This is a genomic window from Schlesneria sphaerica (assembly GCF_044336245.1).
GTDB lineage: Bacteria > Planctomycetota > Planctomycetia > Planctomycetales > Planctomycetaceae > Schlesneria > Schlesneria sphaerica.
Genome location: NZ_CP172346.1, coordinates 4,445,568 through 4,463,327, shown reverse-complemented (window position 1 = coordinate 4,463,327; position 17,760 = coordinate 4,445,568). Strand labels below are relative to the sequence as shown.

10 protein-coding genes are annotated in these 17,760 nt (G+C 56.1%); all 10 read left to right on the top strand.

What is annotated here, in order from left to right; translation table 11 throughout:
* Window positions 1–66 precede the first annotated feature (66 nt).
* The 10 genes from ACGY09_RS16185 (at window position 67) to ACGY09_RS16140 (ending at window position 17,758) form a co-directional block, all read left to right on the top strand.
* On the top strand, window positions 67–1,194 hold the full coding sequence (locus ACGY09_RS16185; RefSeq protein ID WP_373649191.1) for a type IV pilus twitching motility protein PilT: 1,128 nt from the start codon (window positions 67–69) through the stop codon (window positions 1,192–1,194).
* A gap of 280 nt (window positions 1,195–1,474) precedes the next feature.
* Window positions 1,475–3,178, top strand: coding sequence for a GspE/PulE family protein (locus tag ACGY09_RS16180; RefSeq protein WP_397568546.1), 1,704 nt, complete (start codon window positions 1,475–1,477; stop codon window positions 3,176–3,178).
* 522 nt (window positions 3,179–3,700) lie between these two features.
* A complete protein-coding gene (locus ACGY09_RS16175) occupies window positions 3,701–4,993 on the top strand; it encodes a type II secretion system F family protein (protein ID WP_373649193.1) in 1,293 nt (430 codons plus the stop codon).
* Window positions 4,994–5,149: 156 nt separating this feature from the next.
* Window positions 5,150–6,139, top strand: coding sequence for a type II secretion system protein (locus tag ACGY09_RS16170; RefSeq protein WP_397568545.1), 990 nt, complete (start codon window positions 5,150–5,152; stop codon window positions 6,137–6,139).
* Between the two features lie 61 nt (window positions 6,140–6,200).
* Window positions 6,201–7,397, top strand: a complete 1,197-nt coding sequence (locus ACGY09_RS16165; protein ID WP_397568544.1) for a type II secretion system protein — start codon at window positions 6,201–6,203, stop codon at window positions 7,395–7,397.
* A 3-nt stretch (window positions 7,398–7,400) separates the two neighbouring features.
* The gene (locus tag ACGY09_RS16160) at window positions 7,401–8,414 is read left to right on the top strand and encodes a Tfp pilus assembly protein FimT/FimU (protein WP_397568543.1); all 1,014 of its coding nucleotides are present in this window, start codon (window positions 7,401–7,403) and stop codon (window positions 8,412–8,414) included.
* On the top strand, window positions 8,414–9,643 hold the full coding sequence (locus ACGY09_RS16155; RefSeq protein WP_397568542.1) for a hypothetical protein: 1,230 nt from the start codon (window positions 8,414–8,416) through the stop codon (window positions 9,641–9,643). The genes ACGY09_RS16160 and ACGY09_RS16155 overlap by 1 nt, the downstream gene beginning before the upstream one ends.
* A gap of 76 nt (window positions 9,644–9,719) precedes the next feature.
* Window positions 9,720–11,543: a type II secretion system protein J gene (locus ACGY09_RS16150; protein WP_397568541.1), complete on the top strand. Its 1,824-nt coding sequence runs from the start codon at window positions 9,720–9,722 to the stop codon at window positions 11,541–11,543.
* A 76-nt stretch (window positions 11,544–11,619) separates the two neighbouring features.
* Entirely contained in the window at window positions 11,620–16,344 is a 4,725-nt protein-coding gene (locus ACGY09_RS16145) for a hypothetical protein (protein WP_397568540.1), read from the top strand.
* Window positions 16,345–16,642: 298 nt separating this feature from the next.
* Window positions 16,643–17,758, top strand: a complete 1,116-nt coding sequence (locus tag ACGY09_RS16140) for a DUF1559 domain-containing protein (RefSeq protein WP_397568539.1) — start codon at window positions 16,643–16,645, stop codon at window positions 17,756–17,758.
* The last annotated feature ends 2 nt before the right edge of the window (window positions 17,759–17,760 follow it).

Here is a 17,760-nt window from a genome sequence, read left to right as displayed (position 1 = left end):
TGCGACTCCGTCGGCTTCCGACAAACCAGTGTCGCACTTTTGAGACAATACCGCTGAAGGAAGTCAATGGCAGCCACACTTCAGATCGACAAGATGCTCGAAACCGTTGTCCGTGAGCGTGCGAGCGATTTGCACATCACGACCGGGCAGCCTCCCGTATTGCGACTGGGCGGGCACATGGTGCGTCTGGAGACCAAGACCTTAACCCCGGAAGACACCGTCGGGTTGATGAAAAGTATCTGCCCTGAACGAAACCAGCAGGAACTCCAGGAAGTCGGGGGGACCGACTTTGGATTCGCGTTCGGCGACAAGGCCCGCTTTCGCGTTGCTGTCTTCAAGCAGCGCGGGCACATCGGCATGGTGCTGCGGCGAGTCCCCAACGAATTCCTGTCGTTCGAACAATTGGGACTCCCCCTCGTCATCCGCGACCTGATCATGCGTCCCAGAGGCCTCTTCCTGGTAACAGGCCCGACGGGTAGCGGCAAGACAACCAGTCTCGCCAGCATGATCAACTACATGAACGACACAGTCGACCATCACATCATCACCCTCGAAGACCCGATCGAGTACTACCACCAGCACAAAAAATCGACCATCAACCAGCGTGAGATCGGGGTGGATGTTCCCGACTTCCCCGAAGCACTGCGTCGCGCCCTGCGTATGGACCCTGACGTGATTCTCGTGGGTGAAATGCGAGACCTCGCCACAATCTCCTCCGCAATCACGGCGGCCGAAACAGGCCACGTGGTATTCGGTACCCTGCACACCACAGGGGCTCAGGGTACCGTGGACCGAATCATCGACGTCTTCCCGACGAACCAGCAGGAACAGATTCGAACCCAGCTTTCCGTGGCCATCATCGGGATCCTCTCACAGGCTCTTCTGTCGAGAAAACCCAAAGGGGTGGTCGCTGCCTACGAACTGCTTGTGGTAACGCCGGCAATCGCGAACCTGATTCGCGAAGCCAAAACCTACCGAATCAACTCTTCCATCCAGACCGGACGCAAGTTCGGTATGCAACTGCTGGACGACGCTTTGTTCAGCCTCTGGAAGAACAACATTTGTGAAGAAGACACGGTCATCATCCGGTCCAATCAACCGGGTGAACTCAAAGCCCGCATCGCGCGAGCGAAAAAAGGACTGCTTGACGAAGAAGAGGAAGAAGATGACGAAGACGGTGGCGGCAACGAGTAACCATTCACCGGTCACTCAATCGCCACCATACATCAGCAGGAACATCACAACTAAACCACAACCGCTTCCAATAAATCACGGTGAAAGTCACTGCCGACCTTGGCGCCCCAACTTGATCAAGATCGAACCGGGACGACACATCCAAACGGCTTTACCTAATCACCCGCGACGAGAGGATGCGATCCCCCCCCATTGACCGGGTCCTGGGGCACTAAGCCACTTGTTTAGTTATTGAAGTTAATCGATCAGGTTTTAAGTTCGCCTTTCAGCGAGATGGATAATGTCACATCGGCGGTTTGGACAGATTCTAGTTGATCTCGGGTACCTCACAGAAGATCAGTTGTGGGACGTACTCGAAGCGAAGAAGCAGGGTCAAGGCGAACTGACCGGCCAAATCGCAATCAGCATGGGCTTTGTAACAGAAGCTCAGGTCACCGAGGCGTTGGCCGAACAGTGGGGAATGCCGGTCGTCAATCTGGCCGAGACCACGATTCCTGCAAAGGCCCTGGAGCTTGTCCCGCAGACGATGGCCGATGTTTACAAGATCGTTCCCATCTCTCTAAAGGACAATGTCCTGACCGTGGCGATGGCAGACCCTCAGAACCTCGGCGCTCTCGATGACCTGAGAAGCATGCTGGGGGTCGAAGTTCGCGGAGCCGTCTCGAACGCGCGCGATGTCGATGCCGCTATTGCGCGACAGTATGCAGGGCGCGAAGAGAGCATTGAAGACATCATCTCCCAACTGGAGGAAGACGCCCCGTCGACCACTGATCGAGCCGGACGGGTTCACGATCTCTCGCCGGATGGCGATGAAGCCCCCATCCGCAAACTGCTGAACATGATCCTGCTGCTGGCGATCAAGGATCAGGCGAGCGATATCCACTTCGAGCCGTTTGAAGATGAATTCCGCGTTCGCATCAAAGCGGACGGAATGCTCTACGAACTGGTTCCGCCACCACGCCACCTGGCAAATGCAATCGTTTCTCGAATCAAAATCATGTCCGAACTGGACATCGCTGAACGACGACTCCCTCAGGACGGTCGCATCGAACTGAGCGTCGGGGGACACCAGGTCGACTTGCGGGTCAGCGTGCTGCCCACCCTGTTCGGCGAAGCGGTCGTTATGCGAGTGCTCGACCGAACCGTCGTGCAACTGGACCTGAATAAGATTGGAATGGACGCCAACACCCTCAGTCGATTCCGATCCGTCATCTCGCGACCAAACGGAATCGTGCTGGTGACAGGCCCGACGGGTAGTGGAAAAACCACCACGCTCTACTCGGCTCTGAATGAACTCAACGACATCGAAACCAAGATCATCACAACGGAAGACCCGATCGAATACGACATCGACGGACTGATTCAGGTCCCCGTTAATCCCGACATTCAAGTGACATTTGCCACGGTGCTTCGCGCCATCCTCCGGCACGATCCCGATACGATTCTCGTGGGCGAGATCCGTGACTTTGAAACGGCCGAAGTCGCTATCCAAAGCGCTCTTACCGGCCACCTTGTGTTCAGCACACTCCACACCAACGACGCTCCCAGTACGATCACCCGACTCCGTGACATGGGGATTGAACCGTTCCTTATCACGGCAACCGTGGAATCCGTGCTGGCTCAGCGACTGGTGCGAAAGATCTGTACTGAATGCCGTACACAGTTCGACCCGAGTGATGAACTGCTGATGGAATTGCAACTGCCGATCGCACAGGCTCGACAGTACAAGTTCTACTACGGCAAAGGATGCCAGCGATGCAACAACTCTGGCTACAAGGGACGATGCGGTATCTATGAATTGCTCGACGTCACCGACGACATTCGCGACCTCATTTCGTCTAACGCGAACGTGGACGAGATTCGGAATTTCGCCCGCGGCCAGGGCATGACAACGCTGCGCGAAGCAGGATTGAAGCTGATCTTCGACGGCGTCACCACGATTGACGAAGTCGTCCGCGAAACCGTGATGGAAGATGCAGGTTGAGAGCAGGCTATATAATTCAGACACTAACCACTAAACAGGCAACTTTTGTATTCCCTTCTCGCCGAGCTTCTCTGCTTTCGCGAAGGGACGCGAAGTAAGCGACCGTAGCAACGATCAAGGAAACGAACGCCGCCAACACCAGGGTCCAATCCTTAAGAGTTGATAGCGCAGAGCAAGGTCAAAGATGGCATGAGCCTCTTGTACACTGCATTCGATCAACAATAGCTCAGTCACAATCCCTCTTAAGCAGTCCTGTCTTATGGCTTTTCGACGATTATCGTTGCTTACTAGATTACCGGAAAATGGCACAGTTAATGTATTAACTCATTCCTCAGCCCGTCATGAAGCTGTCGAGGGCAGAGGTAGACAAAACAGGATGTGTGACAAAACAAAGAACGCTTGGGACTTCTGTTACAGAGTGAACTGCAACAGCGAATCAAACCACCACCAAGATTCTGGTCACTGGACTATTTAGCAACACTATTCTGCCTCAATGCGAGTGAAATTGATCGGAGACGGGCGATGCCGACATTCCAGTACGAAGCAATGGACAACACGGGCCTCGAGGTCAAGGACACGATCGACGCCGCCTCCGAACAAGAGGCCCAGTCGCGAATCCGTGAGAAAGGCTTTTTCGTAACGAAGATCACCGAGAAGGGTCGTGCGAAGAAGACTAAGGCGGAGTCCGGTAAGACTAAGGGGGATGGCAAGACTCAGGCGGACGCCAAGAAGAAGGCCCCTCCCAAGCGCAAGAAGGCGGGTGGGGGATTCTCGATTGGAGGCGTCAGCGGGAAAAAGCTGTGTACGTTCACGCGACAACTCTCGACGCTGCAGGACGCAGGACTTCCGATTCTCCGCAGCCTGCGAATTCTGGAAAACCAGGCACGCCCCGGACCACTCAAAGGCTCGCTCATCGGGGTCATTGATGACATCGAGTCAGGCAGCACGTTGTCGGAAGCGATGGCCAAGCAGCCGAAGGCGTTCGACAATCTGTACGTGAACATGGTGAAAGCCGGTGAAGCGGGGGGTGCTCTTGAAGTCATTCTCCAGCGACTGGCCGAGTTCAAGGAACGATCCGAAAGTCTGAAGCGAAAAGTCAAAGGGGCCATGATCTATCCGTGTGCGGTCATCACGGTCGCCACGCTGATCGTCGGCTTCATCATGTATTACATCATTCCGAAGTTTAAAAAGATCTTCGACGACTTCGGTACGGAGCTTCCCGGCATTACGGTGGTCCTGATCCAGTGCAGCGACAATGTCGTCAACTACTGGTACCTCGGCCCCGTCATCCCGTTTGCGTTATGGCTGATGATAAAAATCATCAAAAAGAACAAAACCGGGGCCTATATCGTCGACTGGGTCTCACTTCGAATACCGCTACTGGGGCTGATATTCCGTAAATCGATTATCGCCAGAACGTGTCGAACACTCGGCACACTGGTCGCTTCCGGGGTTCCGATCCTCGAGGCACTCGCCATCACAAGGGACACTGCCGGTAACGCGGTCTTCTACAAGGCCTATGAACATATCATCGCGGCGATTCGCGAAGGGGAATCGATGGCAGTGCCATTACGCGAAACCAGAACCGTAGACGAGATCGTGGTCAACATGGTCGACGTGGGTGAAGAAACGGGGGCACTCGACACCATGCTTTACAAGGTGTCCGATGTGTTCGACGAAGAGGTCGGCGTGCTGGTGGAAGGCTTGGTCAACCTGCTGGAACCACTGATGGTGGTGGTGCTGGGTCTGATCGTCGGCTTCATCGTCATCGCCCTCTTCATGCCCCTGATCAAGTTGCTCAACGACCTGTCGTAAGGTCAGACGAGACGAGGCCACCAGGCACAGCGATTTCCGGCCACCCGGCCTGAGTCGCTGTGCCAAAATCCTCTCTCCACTTCAATCTGCTGCGATGACCTGACTACTGACTCGACCGCATTTTCAATATCGCCAAATTCAAGTTAGGAACGAATCATGACAGGGCCTTCTCAGCACACGCCTGGCCTGCGGCGAAACGGATTCACATTGATCGAAGTCATGATCGTGATCGTGATCCTGGCAATCCTGACGGCACTTTTGCTGCCCGCCCTCAACGCCGCACGAAATCGGGTCATTATCGCCCAGGTCCGATCCGAAATTTCCAATCTTGAAAACGCGATTGGCGCCTTCAAGTCGCGATTCGGGATTGAACCCCCAAGTCGCATTACACTGTGGGAAGACCCCTCGACGAATAATGGCTGGAGTAGCGGATCGGCGAATCAGGCGGCAATCAACAGCTTGTCGATTCTGCGCCAGATGTGGCCCAACTTTGACCATACGAAGGCTCGCGATCTCGACAACGACGGAACAACGACAGGTGGCCCCTTCACTCTCACACAGGGGGAATGCCTCGTCTTTTTCCTGGGAGGGATGCCCAATGGCACGGTGGTCGGCGGCCAGAAACAGTTTGCCCCCTCAGGCTTTTCCAAGAACCCGGCAGATCCATTCTCACTGGGCGGGACACGTGAAGGACCATTTTTTGAATTCAACACCGGCCGTTTCACTGACTATGGCGTAGAGGGATTCCCGGAGTACAAAGACACCTTCCCCGCTCAGTCAAAGCCCTACTTGTACTTCAGTTCGTATGACGGGTCAGGTTATCGGGAACATCTCACTGGAATTTCGAATGAGTATGCCGACACCTACACCCAGGCGGCCGATATTCCCGTGCTGGCCTATCGGCAGGGTTCGTTATTGTCAGCCACCCCGTTCAAACAGAAGTCTTTCCAGATTATCTCACCAGGCCGCGATCAGAAGTACGGCCCGGGTGGACCTTACGTGTCCGGCAACACGGACCCCCTGCCTGCGTGGGACACCACCGCTTTGCCCAGTTGGGCCGGTTCCACATTGACGGTGACGACCTCCGATCGGGATGCCGAGCGAGACAACATTACCAACTTTTCAACAGGCGTGCTTGCCCAATAGCCTGAACCCAACCCTGTATTAAGTGAGCAACTTCCGATTGTGATCGGCCGAGAGGTGTAAGATGAAGACGACAACAGTGACACCAGCCACGAGACGCCACACCGCCCTGCGGTTCGGCTTCACGCTGGTCGAAATTTTGATCGTCATCATGATCATGGTCCTGCTGATGGCAATTGCCGCCGCTGCATTCGGCAATTTCATCGGGACGTCGAAAGAGAAGGCCACGCTCGCGACGATCGCCAAAATCGATAAGATCCTTCAGCAGCGAAGAGAAGCCTTCGACCGGATGGACTTTTCCGACGCGGCCCGGAGACTGCTAACCGTTGATTTGACGAATATCGGGCTCACCTCTCCTGAGAGCCAGATTCCTAACCGCCAGGTGGCGGAGATCATCGTTCGTAAGCAACGCTTTCAAATGGCTTTCCCCCAGCGTGTGGAAGAGCGTTCCGTTTTCAATGGCGTGAATTACTACTCCTACTTCACGGGGTTAGCGCAACGTCCTAATTATGAGAGTGCGGCACTCCTTTATCTCGCCATTACACAGGGCGAGTCATTCGGTGCCCCCACGGTGGACGACGATGCATTTTCTGCTGCGGAAGTCGCCTCAATTCCCATCGACATCGGCGGATCGACGATCGACTTGAAATATTTCATTGACGCCTGGGGCCAACCGCTCCGCTTCTATCGCTGGCCGACGAGTCTCATCAAACCGCAGGAAGGGGCAACCGCGAGTTCGTTCCGAGTCCAGGTGCCAACTCGAGAATTTTCCTCGATGCTGATTCCCTCACTGCCGGACTTTGACCAGGAATCACTACGAAGTTCACCCTCGATTGCCAACTTCGAACCGGCCTCGTTCGGCAAAGACGGCTCGGCAGGGGTCGCAGGTGCAGACGATGACAACAACGGTACGACCGATGATGTGACGGAAATGGGTTGGCCAGGTAGCGACGATCCGGAACCGTTGAACCGCGATCCGGATGATCCCTCGTTCCGATTTGCGGTTTATTTATTCGGAATGACTGCTGCCGAAAGAGCTACGTTCCGTGCGGGATTTCGACTTTACTTCCCGGAAGCCACTTACCACACGCCGTTGATTCTTTCGGCGGGCCCTGATCGGGCACTGGGCCTGCACGAACCCAACGATACGACATCCGTCACCCACCGGCTGGCTCGCCCCTTGTCGCTGACGGCACCAGACTCGATCGCTCCTCTGGTGGACAACATCACGAACCTCAATCAACGAACCAGGGGGAACTGATCCATGCGAAGTCACCCCAGCGTCGTCAAACCCGTTCGCCGATCCGGCTTCACCCTGGTGGAACTGTTGATAGTCGTCAGCATCATGCTGATTCTCGCGACCATCACCATTACGTCGATCAACTTTAATATGAGTCGCGACCGTGTGCGTGAGGCGGGCCGTCAACTCCAATCCTTTATCGCCGGGGCGCGCGATCGGGCCATTTTTGCCAAAGAAATCCGTGGAGTCCGCCTGATCCTCGATCCGCTCAATCGCCATACGGCCGTCGCGGTCCAGTATGTCGGTGCGGCCGAACGGTGGTCGGACGGGGAGATCCGGTTCGACGGCGCCGGAGATAAAATACAGTTCCTCATTGTCGACCCGATCCAGCTACAGAATCTGGGACTCCTCCATGTCGGGTCTCAGATTGAAATCCCTAAGAACAGTGGAAACTATTGCTCTATCGCCAGTCGAGTACTAACGGGAGGAGGGAATTGGATCCAGTTAAGCAAGTCCTTTCCCCAATATGCAGGGATGTCTGTCAGCTATGCACTTTTGATGCCCCCGACGCCGCTCCCTGGTTCGAATCCTGTCCCCTTGCCGACGGGCGTGGTCATTGATCTGGATGGATCCAGCGTGCCGTTTTCGTGGCGTCCGTCGCTGGCAAATACGGCACTCGGTTATTCCTCGAATATGGACATTCTATTCAATCCGCGCGGCGCCGTTGCTGGTGACGTGGCCGGGAATGGAATCCTGCATTTGCATCTGGCGGACTCGGCCGATGTGGTGTTGTGGCAGACAGTACCGGGACGGATTCAGAAGACCAACCCGAGCACAACCGAATGGTCCCCACCCATCGTTCCCGCCAACGGGACCGCGGGGACGCCGATTGTGACACGCGACCAGATTCTGGTGAGCCTCAATGGTCGTACCGGAAACGTGAGTGTGCATCACGTCAATCCGACCAACGTCAGCCCTGCGGATCAGGTTGCCGACGACCCCTATAGCTTTGCTGAGACGGGACAGGTGTCAAACTAATGAACCGTTACCCCTCCCATTCATGCTCGACTGTCGTGCGTCCGCGTAGCGGCGTGACGATCAGCGAAGTGCTGATTTCCATGGTCATTATGGCGGTGGGAGTCGTCTCGCTGGCCACGCTGTTTCCGATCTCGATTTTGCGAGCCATGCAGGCATCACAACTGACCAACTCGGCCATCGTCTGCAAAAACGCCCGTGCAAGACTCGTCTACGACGGGTCGATCATGAGCAACGCCACGATTTCCTTCCCGAATGTGGCCAGTCTCGACCCGACCAATGCCCCCGTGAGAGGGATCGTCGATCCGTTCGGCTCCCTCTCGCTGTACGGCTTACCCAATAACATCGCGGGTGTTCAGCGACGGTCCGGCGGACCTGTGACACTGGAGCATGCCGAAAGCGCCGCACTGCTTCCTGATAGCTGGTCTCTGGTACGGCAAGACACGGTCGCGGGGGGATACTCCAACGGTTCGTTCCTGGTGACACTCGCCTCCCCCGCCTCCAATTTTGCGGATATTGCCCCCCGGACCTTGACGGGCGCCGGAACCTCGCTCCCCCTTTACCGCATGGTCTTACTTGACCCCACAGGTCGGTATGCCGTTCGGCGAACGATCCGCGAAGTGGTGAGTGGAAATCAGATGAGCTGGCAGGACCCGAGTGGCGGCCCCGCCTATGACCTGCCATCCAATTTCATTCCAGCTAAAGCTCGAATTGAAGTGCGTGATAATCGCTATACATGGTTATTGACCGTACGGAAGCGACCCATGGACTCCTCGTTGACGAGCTGGAAGGCAGATGCCGATCTTGTCGTCTTCTTCAACCGTACTTTCGTTGCCGCAGATGAAGGGATTGACTCTGCTTCCGGAAATGCCCTGCATCAGATGTCCACCATCGGTGCCTCGGGTGGATTCGATGGTGCTCCCGGTATCGCCGGGGTCGATGATGATCTGGATGGAACACTGGATAACGCCAGCGAGCGGGGCTGGCCAGGATCGGATGATCTGCGTTCACTCTCCATCGGAACCCCCGCTCCTCTGTATCTGAAGAAGGGTGGCTTCATTTTCGAGCCGTCACAGGCCCGCTGGTACCGTGTCGTTGACCTCGATCTGACGAACGGGAGAGTTCTGCTCGACAAGGATCTGGTCGATCCACCGGCGAATCCTTTGGATGTGGTCGTGATGAAAAGCATCGTTAACGTCTACGAACTTGGGACCTTTACAGGTTCGCAATGACGCTCGTGTAACACATAGCTGCGAGCAATCGAATCGTCGGCGGTGACGGCTCCACATCATGTTTAAAGATAATGCCATGACACGTAATTCCAACATCCGCAACCCCGCACTGAAGCGCAGCCGTTTGGCTCGGGGTTCCCAGCCGACAGCGGGCGATCGCACTGCTCGCGGGTTTACGCTGGTTGAGATGCTGATCGCTGTCGGTCTGATTCTGCTGATCATGTCGATGTTCGCAACGATCTTCGAGATTGCCGCAGGGTCGTTGTCCAAGCAGAGAGGACTCGCGGAGAACGATCAAAAAGCCCGCATGCTCACATCGGTCATCCGTGGTGATCTGGAGAAGCGGACTTTCCGTGACATCATCCCCTTCACTCCAGGCCAGGATACTGGGGCACTGGGAGGTCTGCTGCTTCGCCGATCGGGGTACTGGTATTATGCCGAGAATGACCCGACCGATGAAACCGATGACGTGCTGCAGTTCACCACCAAGGTCACATTGAAATCGCAAAACTCGGACACCGCTCCGTTTCTGGGGGTGGCCGTCCCCTTCTCGGGTGCCACACGAACGATCGCGAGCCAGGATGACAGCGGCCTGCAGGGGATCTTTACCATTACGGGGAATGTCACAGGGTACTTCCCTTCCGGCGCACCATTTGGCCACATCTGGGTTTCCGGAAGTCGCAGCTCGAACGGCCTCCAGTCGAACGACGGTCGCTATCGCGTGACCAATATCTCGCTTCCAGGGGGAAATACACAGATCGAGGTGGACCGTCCTATTCTTCCGATGTCGACTCTGGGGACGATCTATCTGGCGGAAGACCAGCCGGAACTCGACGACGGCATCGCTGGAAACATGATGGGACAATCGGGTGCAGCCGAGATCTCGTATTTTCTGCGAGGGGGGAACCTCTATCGTCGGGTGCTGCTGATTCGGGACACCGACCCTTCCGACAGCCAACCCCGCGCCAACAATGGTGGCCCACTGATCTCAACTGGGAATCCTGACTACACCAGTGAATACCTGCCGAGCGGGGGATCGTTCTGGCGGGACCTTGATTACTCGGCCTTCAACTTCCGCGGCAATTCCACAGGCACCAACCTGATAGGAGGGGGAGTTCGTTTTCATAACGTGGGCGAATCCCTCAGCAACGATGCAAACGGGCCCAAGGAGGTGGCTTTCAGTACCCCGCTTCCTTTGCCAAACCCCCTTCAGCCACAAGACCAGTTCCGCATTCTCAGTCTGGGGATTCCACAGACACGGTTTGGACATGATCCGTGGACGGGGCTTCCTCGTGAATTCGCCATGGCTGGAACAGACGGCCAGCTTGGTACCGCCGACGATACGGGATTCATTGGTCGGTACACCACATCGGAATGTTCCGATTCGGCCTTCTACTACCCGGGGGCGATGACGACGATTCCGGACCGACAGAACCCCGCGCTCGACACGAATCCCATGTCCATGAATACCCCAGTCACACTCGACCTGAATGGAGCGGTGACCAACTATTCCAGCAGCCCCATCCAGCGTCGCGGTACGGACATCCTGATGGCCAACGCGTTGAGCTTTGACGTGAAAGTCTGGGACCCGGCCGCGAATGGTGGCTATGGTCAGTTCGTCGATCTGGGAGACAACACGATTACAGGTGGTTCGTTCATTCCTGGCAATTCACAAAACTTCTATTACTCGCCGTCGACGGCCGGAAACGGCAAATATCGTTATGACACCTGGCACCCCAGGGCAGAAATTGCGCAACCGGGCAGCCCCGCTAATCGTAATTCGAACCCACCTTTCGCCACCGCGGTAAGTGCGGTTCAAATTACGATTAATTACCGCGACATCGCCAGTGAGCAGATTCGCCAGGTCACGATCGTCCAATCGCTTGTGGACCCTTATTGACAGTTTCCTGACCAAGACACGTCAAATCTTTCAGCGTGCGGGCCGTGTTGCACACGGAACAATTGTGAGGTCTATCATGAATCGCATCTCCCTGAACACCAAGTCGCCACAACGGCATCGTCGTCGAGGTTCGACGATGATTGTCGTGCTGGCACTGCTGGGATTGCTGGCACTACTGGGCTTCACCTTCTTTACATTGGCCAATCAGGATCGCCAGGCAGCGGAATACTTCACAAGTGAAGCGCGCACTGTCGGTACGACCAGCCAGCCCGATGGGATTTTTGACTGGCCCCTGCGCCAATTGATCCTCGGCCCTGACGACAGCAACTACAACAGTATCCTGTGGGGCGGACGCTTCTCTCTGGTACCGGGTCTGCTGGGTCGCGACGGAATCCCCTTCAATGGGGAAGGTGTCAACCTTGCCATCGATGCGTCTGGCAACGCCACCGTCGATATGGACTTTGACGGAACCGGAGACAACCCGAACTTCCTCAACATTGTCGACTCGCCCGTCGCGAATAATGGACTGCTCTGGGGTACAGGGAAATCGCTGGCAACGCTTCCTGCACCGGACATCGATTACACATCGCCTGATATCAACAACATGGCACTCTCCTATGATGCCGTCGCGTATGACAATTTAAACGACCCCGCAACCTCAAAGCGGGTGATCATCCCCTCGTTCTTACGACCGCAATATCTGCGCAGCGCCGGAGCCGCAATTCAGGACTGGTATGACAATCCGACCGCAGTCCCCGCGTCCCGGAGTTTTCGACCACACTCTGACCATTACTACATCGACTCAAGTGGCAACTCGACCAATATCAAACGCTTCGTACTCCCTTCCGAAGCGGCAGGGTTGGGCCTGAGCACCGGGTTTTCGTTCCAGCCCCTGGATAGCTCTGGATCTCCGACGAACGGAGGACGGCTAGGTGTATGGACATCCCGCCCTCTGATCGAAGTTCACGCCCCGCACGAAGTGAACCTCGATGTCGACACGGACGGGGATGGGATCCGCGACGCCATCCTGCTGGACCTGGGATACGCTCCCGTTCGCCGGGGGGATGGGAAGCTAGTCATTCCTCTGTTTGCGTTTCAGGTGCGTGATCTGAATGGCTTGCTGAACCTGAACACGACCACTTCCACACTCACGAAAGAACTCATCCCCGCGGATCTGACAACGCAGGAGTTCGGTGCGGATGTGATGGGGGTGGGGCGATATCTTGGCAGTTCCAATCAGGGACACGCCGCCTCCGAAATCAATGCCGCTTACGGGATGACCACCGATCCAACAGATCCTCTGGCCGTCTCCGTCGCGGACACCCATCAGTACCGGTGCTTTCTGAAGTCGCTGGGTGCCGACCGAGCCCCGATGAATATGCGGGAAGTGGCGAATCTGGAATGGTTCTTCCTGAACTACGGACGCCCCCACTACAACGTCGAAATCGGTTTGTCTGCTTCGGCAACGGCAGCAGCCATGGCCCCGGCGATTGAATCGGTGACGCCCGGCTTGCTGGGGGACGTGGACGTATTACTGAATCTGATTGCCACGGGATCGGGATCACTGCCCCAAGCGGGCATGATCAACTTTAACGACAATCTCGACGCGTCCAACAATTATCCCTACTTGTGGACGAGCAATTCCGTCGTGCCGTATCTGGGTACTCCGCTCGACTTGATCGGTAACGGTAGCATTCTGCAATCCAACCTGGGAGGCCTTAACCCGCTGGGGAAGAAGCTGAACCTGATCGACCGCTCCATCCAGCCGGGAATTGGCCCCAATCGTTGGCTCGCCTTTCAGGGATATCACGCGAACGCGGACGTCAATCTGGCGAATTCGACGTTCGCCGGACAGTTGCTGCCTGTCGCTTCAACCAGAAATCAACTGACCGACGATGCGACAGAAATCATCGTCGATCCGGATGCCATCACCTATGCGAAGACCCCCGCCATCTCCGGCACCCAGACGGGGAGCGCCGTAAGTAGCGATGCGGCCTTCGGCGCGCTGGAGACCGCCTTTCTTCAGCAGTCAACCGCCGACGGGGCAACCGTCCGCTCGTCCTCGCGCATCTCCAGCCTGATCCCCATGAATTCGACTGCCAGTTCTTACGCGGCCCGAATTCGTTCGCAATACACGACCGTCAGTTCTGACCGTCGCGAATACAGCAAGCTCAACCCTGATCCGTCTGCGTCCACCGTGCAGATGCGAGCGTGGGAGAATAACTACATGAGTTCGGTCGGCCCCTTCCGAACCGTGGTCTGGTACCACCTGAGCGGAATTTCGCCCCTGAGCACCAAACAGTTCCGGCTGAGCGCCAACCAGTTGCTGGTGGATGGAACAGGAGAGGCGTTTTCCGCCGGGGCCCCCACCTCGCTGATGTTCCGTGATTTGACCGCACACCCCGCGAACGTCCCGAGCGCTGCCATTCCTACCGGACCGCTGCCGTATCCCGGCCCGACGATCGCTTCTCCATCGCAACAGGAGTACTTCGCTCGGCGAGACCGTCAGGCAATGGCCCGGGATATCTACACCTTGCTGTACCTTTACTGCGGTGGCTTGAACGTCGATCCGCTGACAACAGCCAACACGCCTCCCGGTGCTGTCTACACATCGCAGCAACTGAAAGAGATGGCGCAGTTCGCGGTGAACTATGTTGACGCGATGGATCGTGATAACGTGATCACCCGGTTTGAGTACGACACAGACCTGAGCGACGGCTGGGGCATGGATGATAATCCCTACACCACCGTCGAGCCGAACCGCAAGGAAGTCTGGGGTGTCGAAGCTCAGCAACTGACCATCAGCGAAGCGCTGGTGATCAAGACGAATCAATTGACCGGCAACAATCCGACAACCGCTTTCGATGACGGGACAGCCCGCTTCTTCACCTACATCGATCTGCAGAGCACGTCGCCCTACCCCATCGACTTCACCACGAACAATGCGTGGCAGATCCGTGTGCTCCCCGCGGGACCGGGAACCGGTTCCGCCGATGAGCGGCGCCTGACCCCGTTGATCGGCTCCATTCCTGCCGGAGGTGCATTCACGATCCTGAGTGCCGGTGATGGATCCACTCACGACACCTCAGGCAATCCGAGCAGTAACTTCGTCGTCAACGGCACGACGGTCGCCCCTGCTGCCACTCTCGCACCGACCAGTCGACTGGATCTGATCGTCGATCCACCGGCCAATTTTCGTTTGACCGATGGTGCTACGCCTCCTGTGGACAAACCAACGCGAGGAGAATTGCTCGGTCAGAACAACACGCCACCTGACCCCATGACCGACAGACTGCCTGTCGTTTTCCAATTGATGCGGCGAGCCAACCCCTATCGCCAGCCCCCCACGACACCGGCCGACGAAGCGGACAACCCCTGGATTGAAGTCGACCGGTTTCAGACCGGGAACATGCTGACTCCCGAAAGCGGTATCAAGATCTTTAATACGACCAATACGACGGATGCCACGACCGTCGTGCCACTGCTGCAGGCATTGAACAGCCGGTACCGACCAGAGCCGCTGGCCGCCGACAATGAGGTCGAATTCCCCATCAGCAATGAGTGGGGCAACACCACAACCGCCCCCCTGCGTAACTTCATCGGCACGGGAAAGTACAATCAAAGTAGTCCTCCACCGGTCCCACTGGTCTCACAATTCCACTTTGACCGACCGTTCGCATCGCTCGGCGAACTGCTGGAACTTCCTCTGGTGGGGCCCGGACTCTATGCCGCCAGCGACCTCTGGTACGACATGACAGAAACCTGGTACCTGACGCGCGCACTGGCTTACGCCAATCACAGCCCCGTCAACCAGCTCAACCTTTCGGGTACGAACCGAGCGTTAACGGCCAATACCAAGTTCATGCTGGCGGACTACCCGGATTCACTCGACTTGAACCCTCAGTTCGACAATCGGTGGTATCGTTTGCTCGAATTCCTGGAAGTCCCCTCCCCCATGCACCGTCATCCCGAACTGCGTGACTACTCGGTCAACCAGCTTGGGCTGCCGACGAACTTTGGGTGGCCGCGAGTCCATGGACAGCTCAACCTGAACATGGTTCGTCATTCGAACGTCCTGGCGGGACTGCTGGACGACAACCTCGTCTTGAACATCCTGCCCAATTCGATCCCCAGTCGTGACACATTAGACACGGTCGCATCGACCGGGACCACGCGCGACTGGTGGTACGAATTCCTGCGATCCCGGGATGGAATTTTCCTGCCGGGGATTACTCCGCCCCAGGCGAGTGCAGATCCCGTCACAGGACTGTTTATTCCCGGGTTGGCTGGATCACGGCCGTTCCGCAGTTTCAGCTTCACGGCGCGGGGCCAGACCAGCCAGCGTCAGGACACCTTATTCCGCATCCTGGACGGGGACGCCACCCTGCCCGACCCGCGCGGCTTATTCGAAGTCGGTCAACAGGCCGAACATATCGGTGGATCGGCGCCGCTGGACTCACTGGCGAAGAATCGCCTGTTGTCCAAGATCATGAATAACGTAACGACGCGATCCAACTCGTTCGGTGTCTTCATCGCCGTGCAATACTTTGAAGCGGTCGAGGAAACCTCGGGAGGCAATACGGCCATTCGCATCGGCGGACGTCTGGAAGATTCGCCAACGCAGCGGGCGTTTTTCGTCATCGATCGTACTGGCGCGGTGGAACAATGGAAAAATCTTGCCGCCCAGGGAATCACACCGATCAACAGCACCTTCAGCATTCTCCCGGACACATCAACATCAGGTATTCCCAACGGCATTAACTGGAAGCAACTGGTGCTCTACCGCCAAATCCTGAATTGATGTTGATCGTGAGGCACGCGGGCAGAACGCAGCAAAAGAAACACAAAGCAGCAAAACAAAACACACAGAGGAGACAGACGAAGCACAATCAAACACAGAACAAAATTCCGCAAAACTGACAGGTAACCACACAAGTCATTTACAGCAAGCAACTTAAAAAAACATTGGATCTGTGGCTTCCGATTTGCTAAGATGCCATTCGGTTGCGCGTTGCAGTCGAACGGCGAGTTCGACGGAAACAGGCACATATCTTTTCGATCGAACCCTTCTCAACTTTCAATTCCTTGGAGAATGCAAGATGACTCGCCTTCGCCTCAAAAAACAACGCCAGCCGCGACGCGGCTTCACGCTGATCGAACTTCTGGTGGTGATCTCCATCATCGCCGTACTGGCCTCCCTGATCGCACCCGCCGTGCAATCAGCTCGCCGTGCTGCACGCAGAATGGAATGCTCGAACAATCTCCGGCAAGTGGGGATTGCGATCATCAATTTTTCTTCGGGAAACAACGGTACTTTTCCCGCCCTTTCCTCGACAATTAGTGTTACCAATGGTAACGGCACTGGCACAATGGCTATTGGTTGGCCCATCCAGATTCTGCCACTCCTCGATAACGCAGCACTTCTCAAAAACATTAAGAATGATGCCTTCATCAATGCTGGTGTAGCGACAATCAACGGAGCCGATGCTACTGACACCATCGACGACACAGGCTGGATCCAGGTTTTCACTTGCCCGGACGACGTTGATTCGCACCGACGCCCAGGGGGACTGAGCTACGTCGTTAACGCTGGATTTATCTCAAGTGCCAACTTTGGTGTCGCTGAAGTTTTCACCAGCGACGCCACTGCCAGCGGATATCACCAAGTTGGGTCCATCAGCTGGGACGGTGACAGCAGCTTGTTTAGTCCAACTGATATTAAAACTCATTCAGGTACCGGAGTAATCTGGCGCTCGACGAGTGGCTTTCAGTCCTCGCTTGACTTCGTAGGCGCAGGTGATGGAACCTCGACAACCCTTCTTCTCTCCGAGAATATCCAAGCTGGAAACTGGTACGATATCGACGTTAATGCGCTCGGCTTCGGTCCACGAATTTACACCAATAGTAATCAGCCTACTTCAGACGAATTTGTATTCGTCGGTTCTGTCCCAACATTGAACACTGACGGAACCAATTTCGGGACTCCAGATGCCGCCACAAGACCTGATGGCTGGTTCATCAACCGAGATATCGCTGCTGCCCCCCTGTCTCGTCCTCGGCCCAGCTCCAATCATGCTGGCGGCGTGAACGCGATGATGTGCGATGGATCCGTTAAATTCATCAATGAAACGATTGATAAGAATGTGTATGCCAAACTCTGCACGTCAGATGGCGTAAATCGAGGGGAACGATCGCTGAATCAAGCGTCGTTCTGATC

Bases quoted from the DNA above. Each gene is read 5' to 3' on its own strand.
- ACGY09_RS16185 (WP_373649191.1), top strand. From the start codon at position 67: ATGGCAGCCACACTTCAGATCGACAAGATGCTCGAAACCGTTGTCCGT.
- ACGY09_RS16180 (WP_397568546.1), top strand. From the start codon at position 1,475: ATGTCACATCGGCGGTTTGGACAGATTCTAGTTGATCTCGGGTACCTC.
- ACGY09_RS16175 (WP_373649193.1), top strand. From the start codon at position 3,701: ATGCCGACATTCCAGTACGAAGCAATGGACAACACGGGCCTCGAGGTC.
- ACGY09_RS16170 (WP_397568545.1), top strand. From the start codon at position 5,150: ATGACAGGGCCTTCTCAGCACACGCCTGGCCTGCGGCGAAACGGATTC.
- ACGY09_RS16165 (WP_397568544.1), top strand. From the start codon at position 6,201: ATGAAGACGACAACAGTGACACCAGCCACGAGACGCCACACCGCCCTG.
- ACGY09_RS16160 (WP_397568543.1), top strand. From the start codon at position 7,401: ATGCGAAGTCACCCCAGCGTCGTCAAACCCGTTCGCCGATCCGGCTTC.
- ACGY09_RS16155 (WP_397568542.1), top strand. From the start codon at position 8,414: ATGAACCGTTACCCCTCCCATTCATGCTCGACTGTCGTGCGTCCGCGT.
- ACGY09_RS16150 (WP_397568541.1), top strand. From the start codon at position 9,720: ATGACACGTAATTCCAACATCCGCAACCCCGCACTGAAGCGCAGCCGT.
- ACGY09_RS16145 (WP_397568540.1), top strand. From the start codon at position 11,620: ATGAATCGCATCTCCCTGAACACCAAGTCGCCACAACGGCATCGTCGT.
- ACGY09_RS16140 (WP_397568539.1), top strand. From the start codon at position 16,643: ATGACTCGCCTTCGCCTCAAAAAACAACGCCAGCCGCGACGCGGCTTC.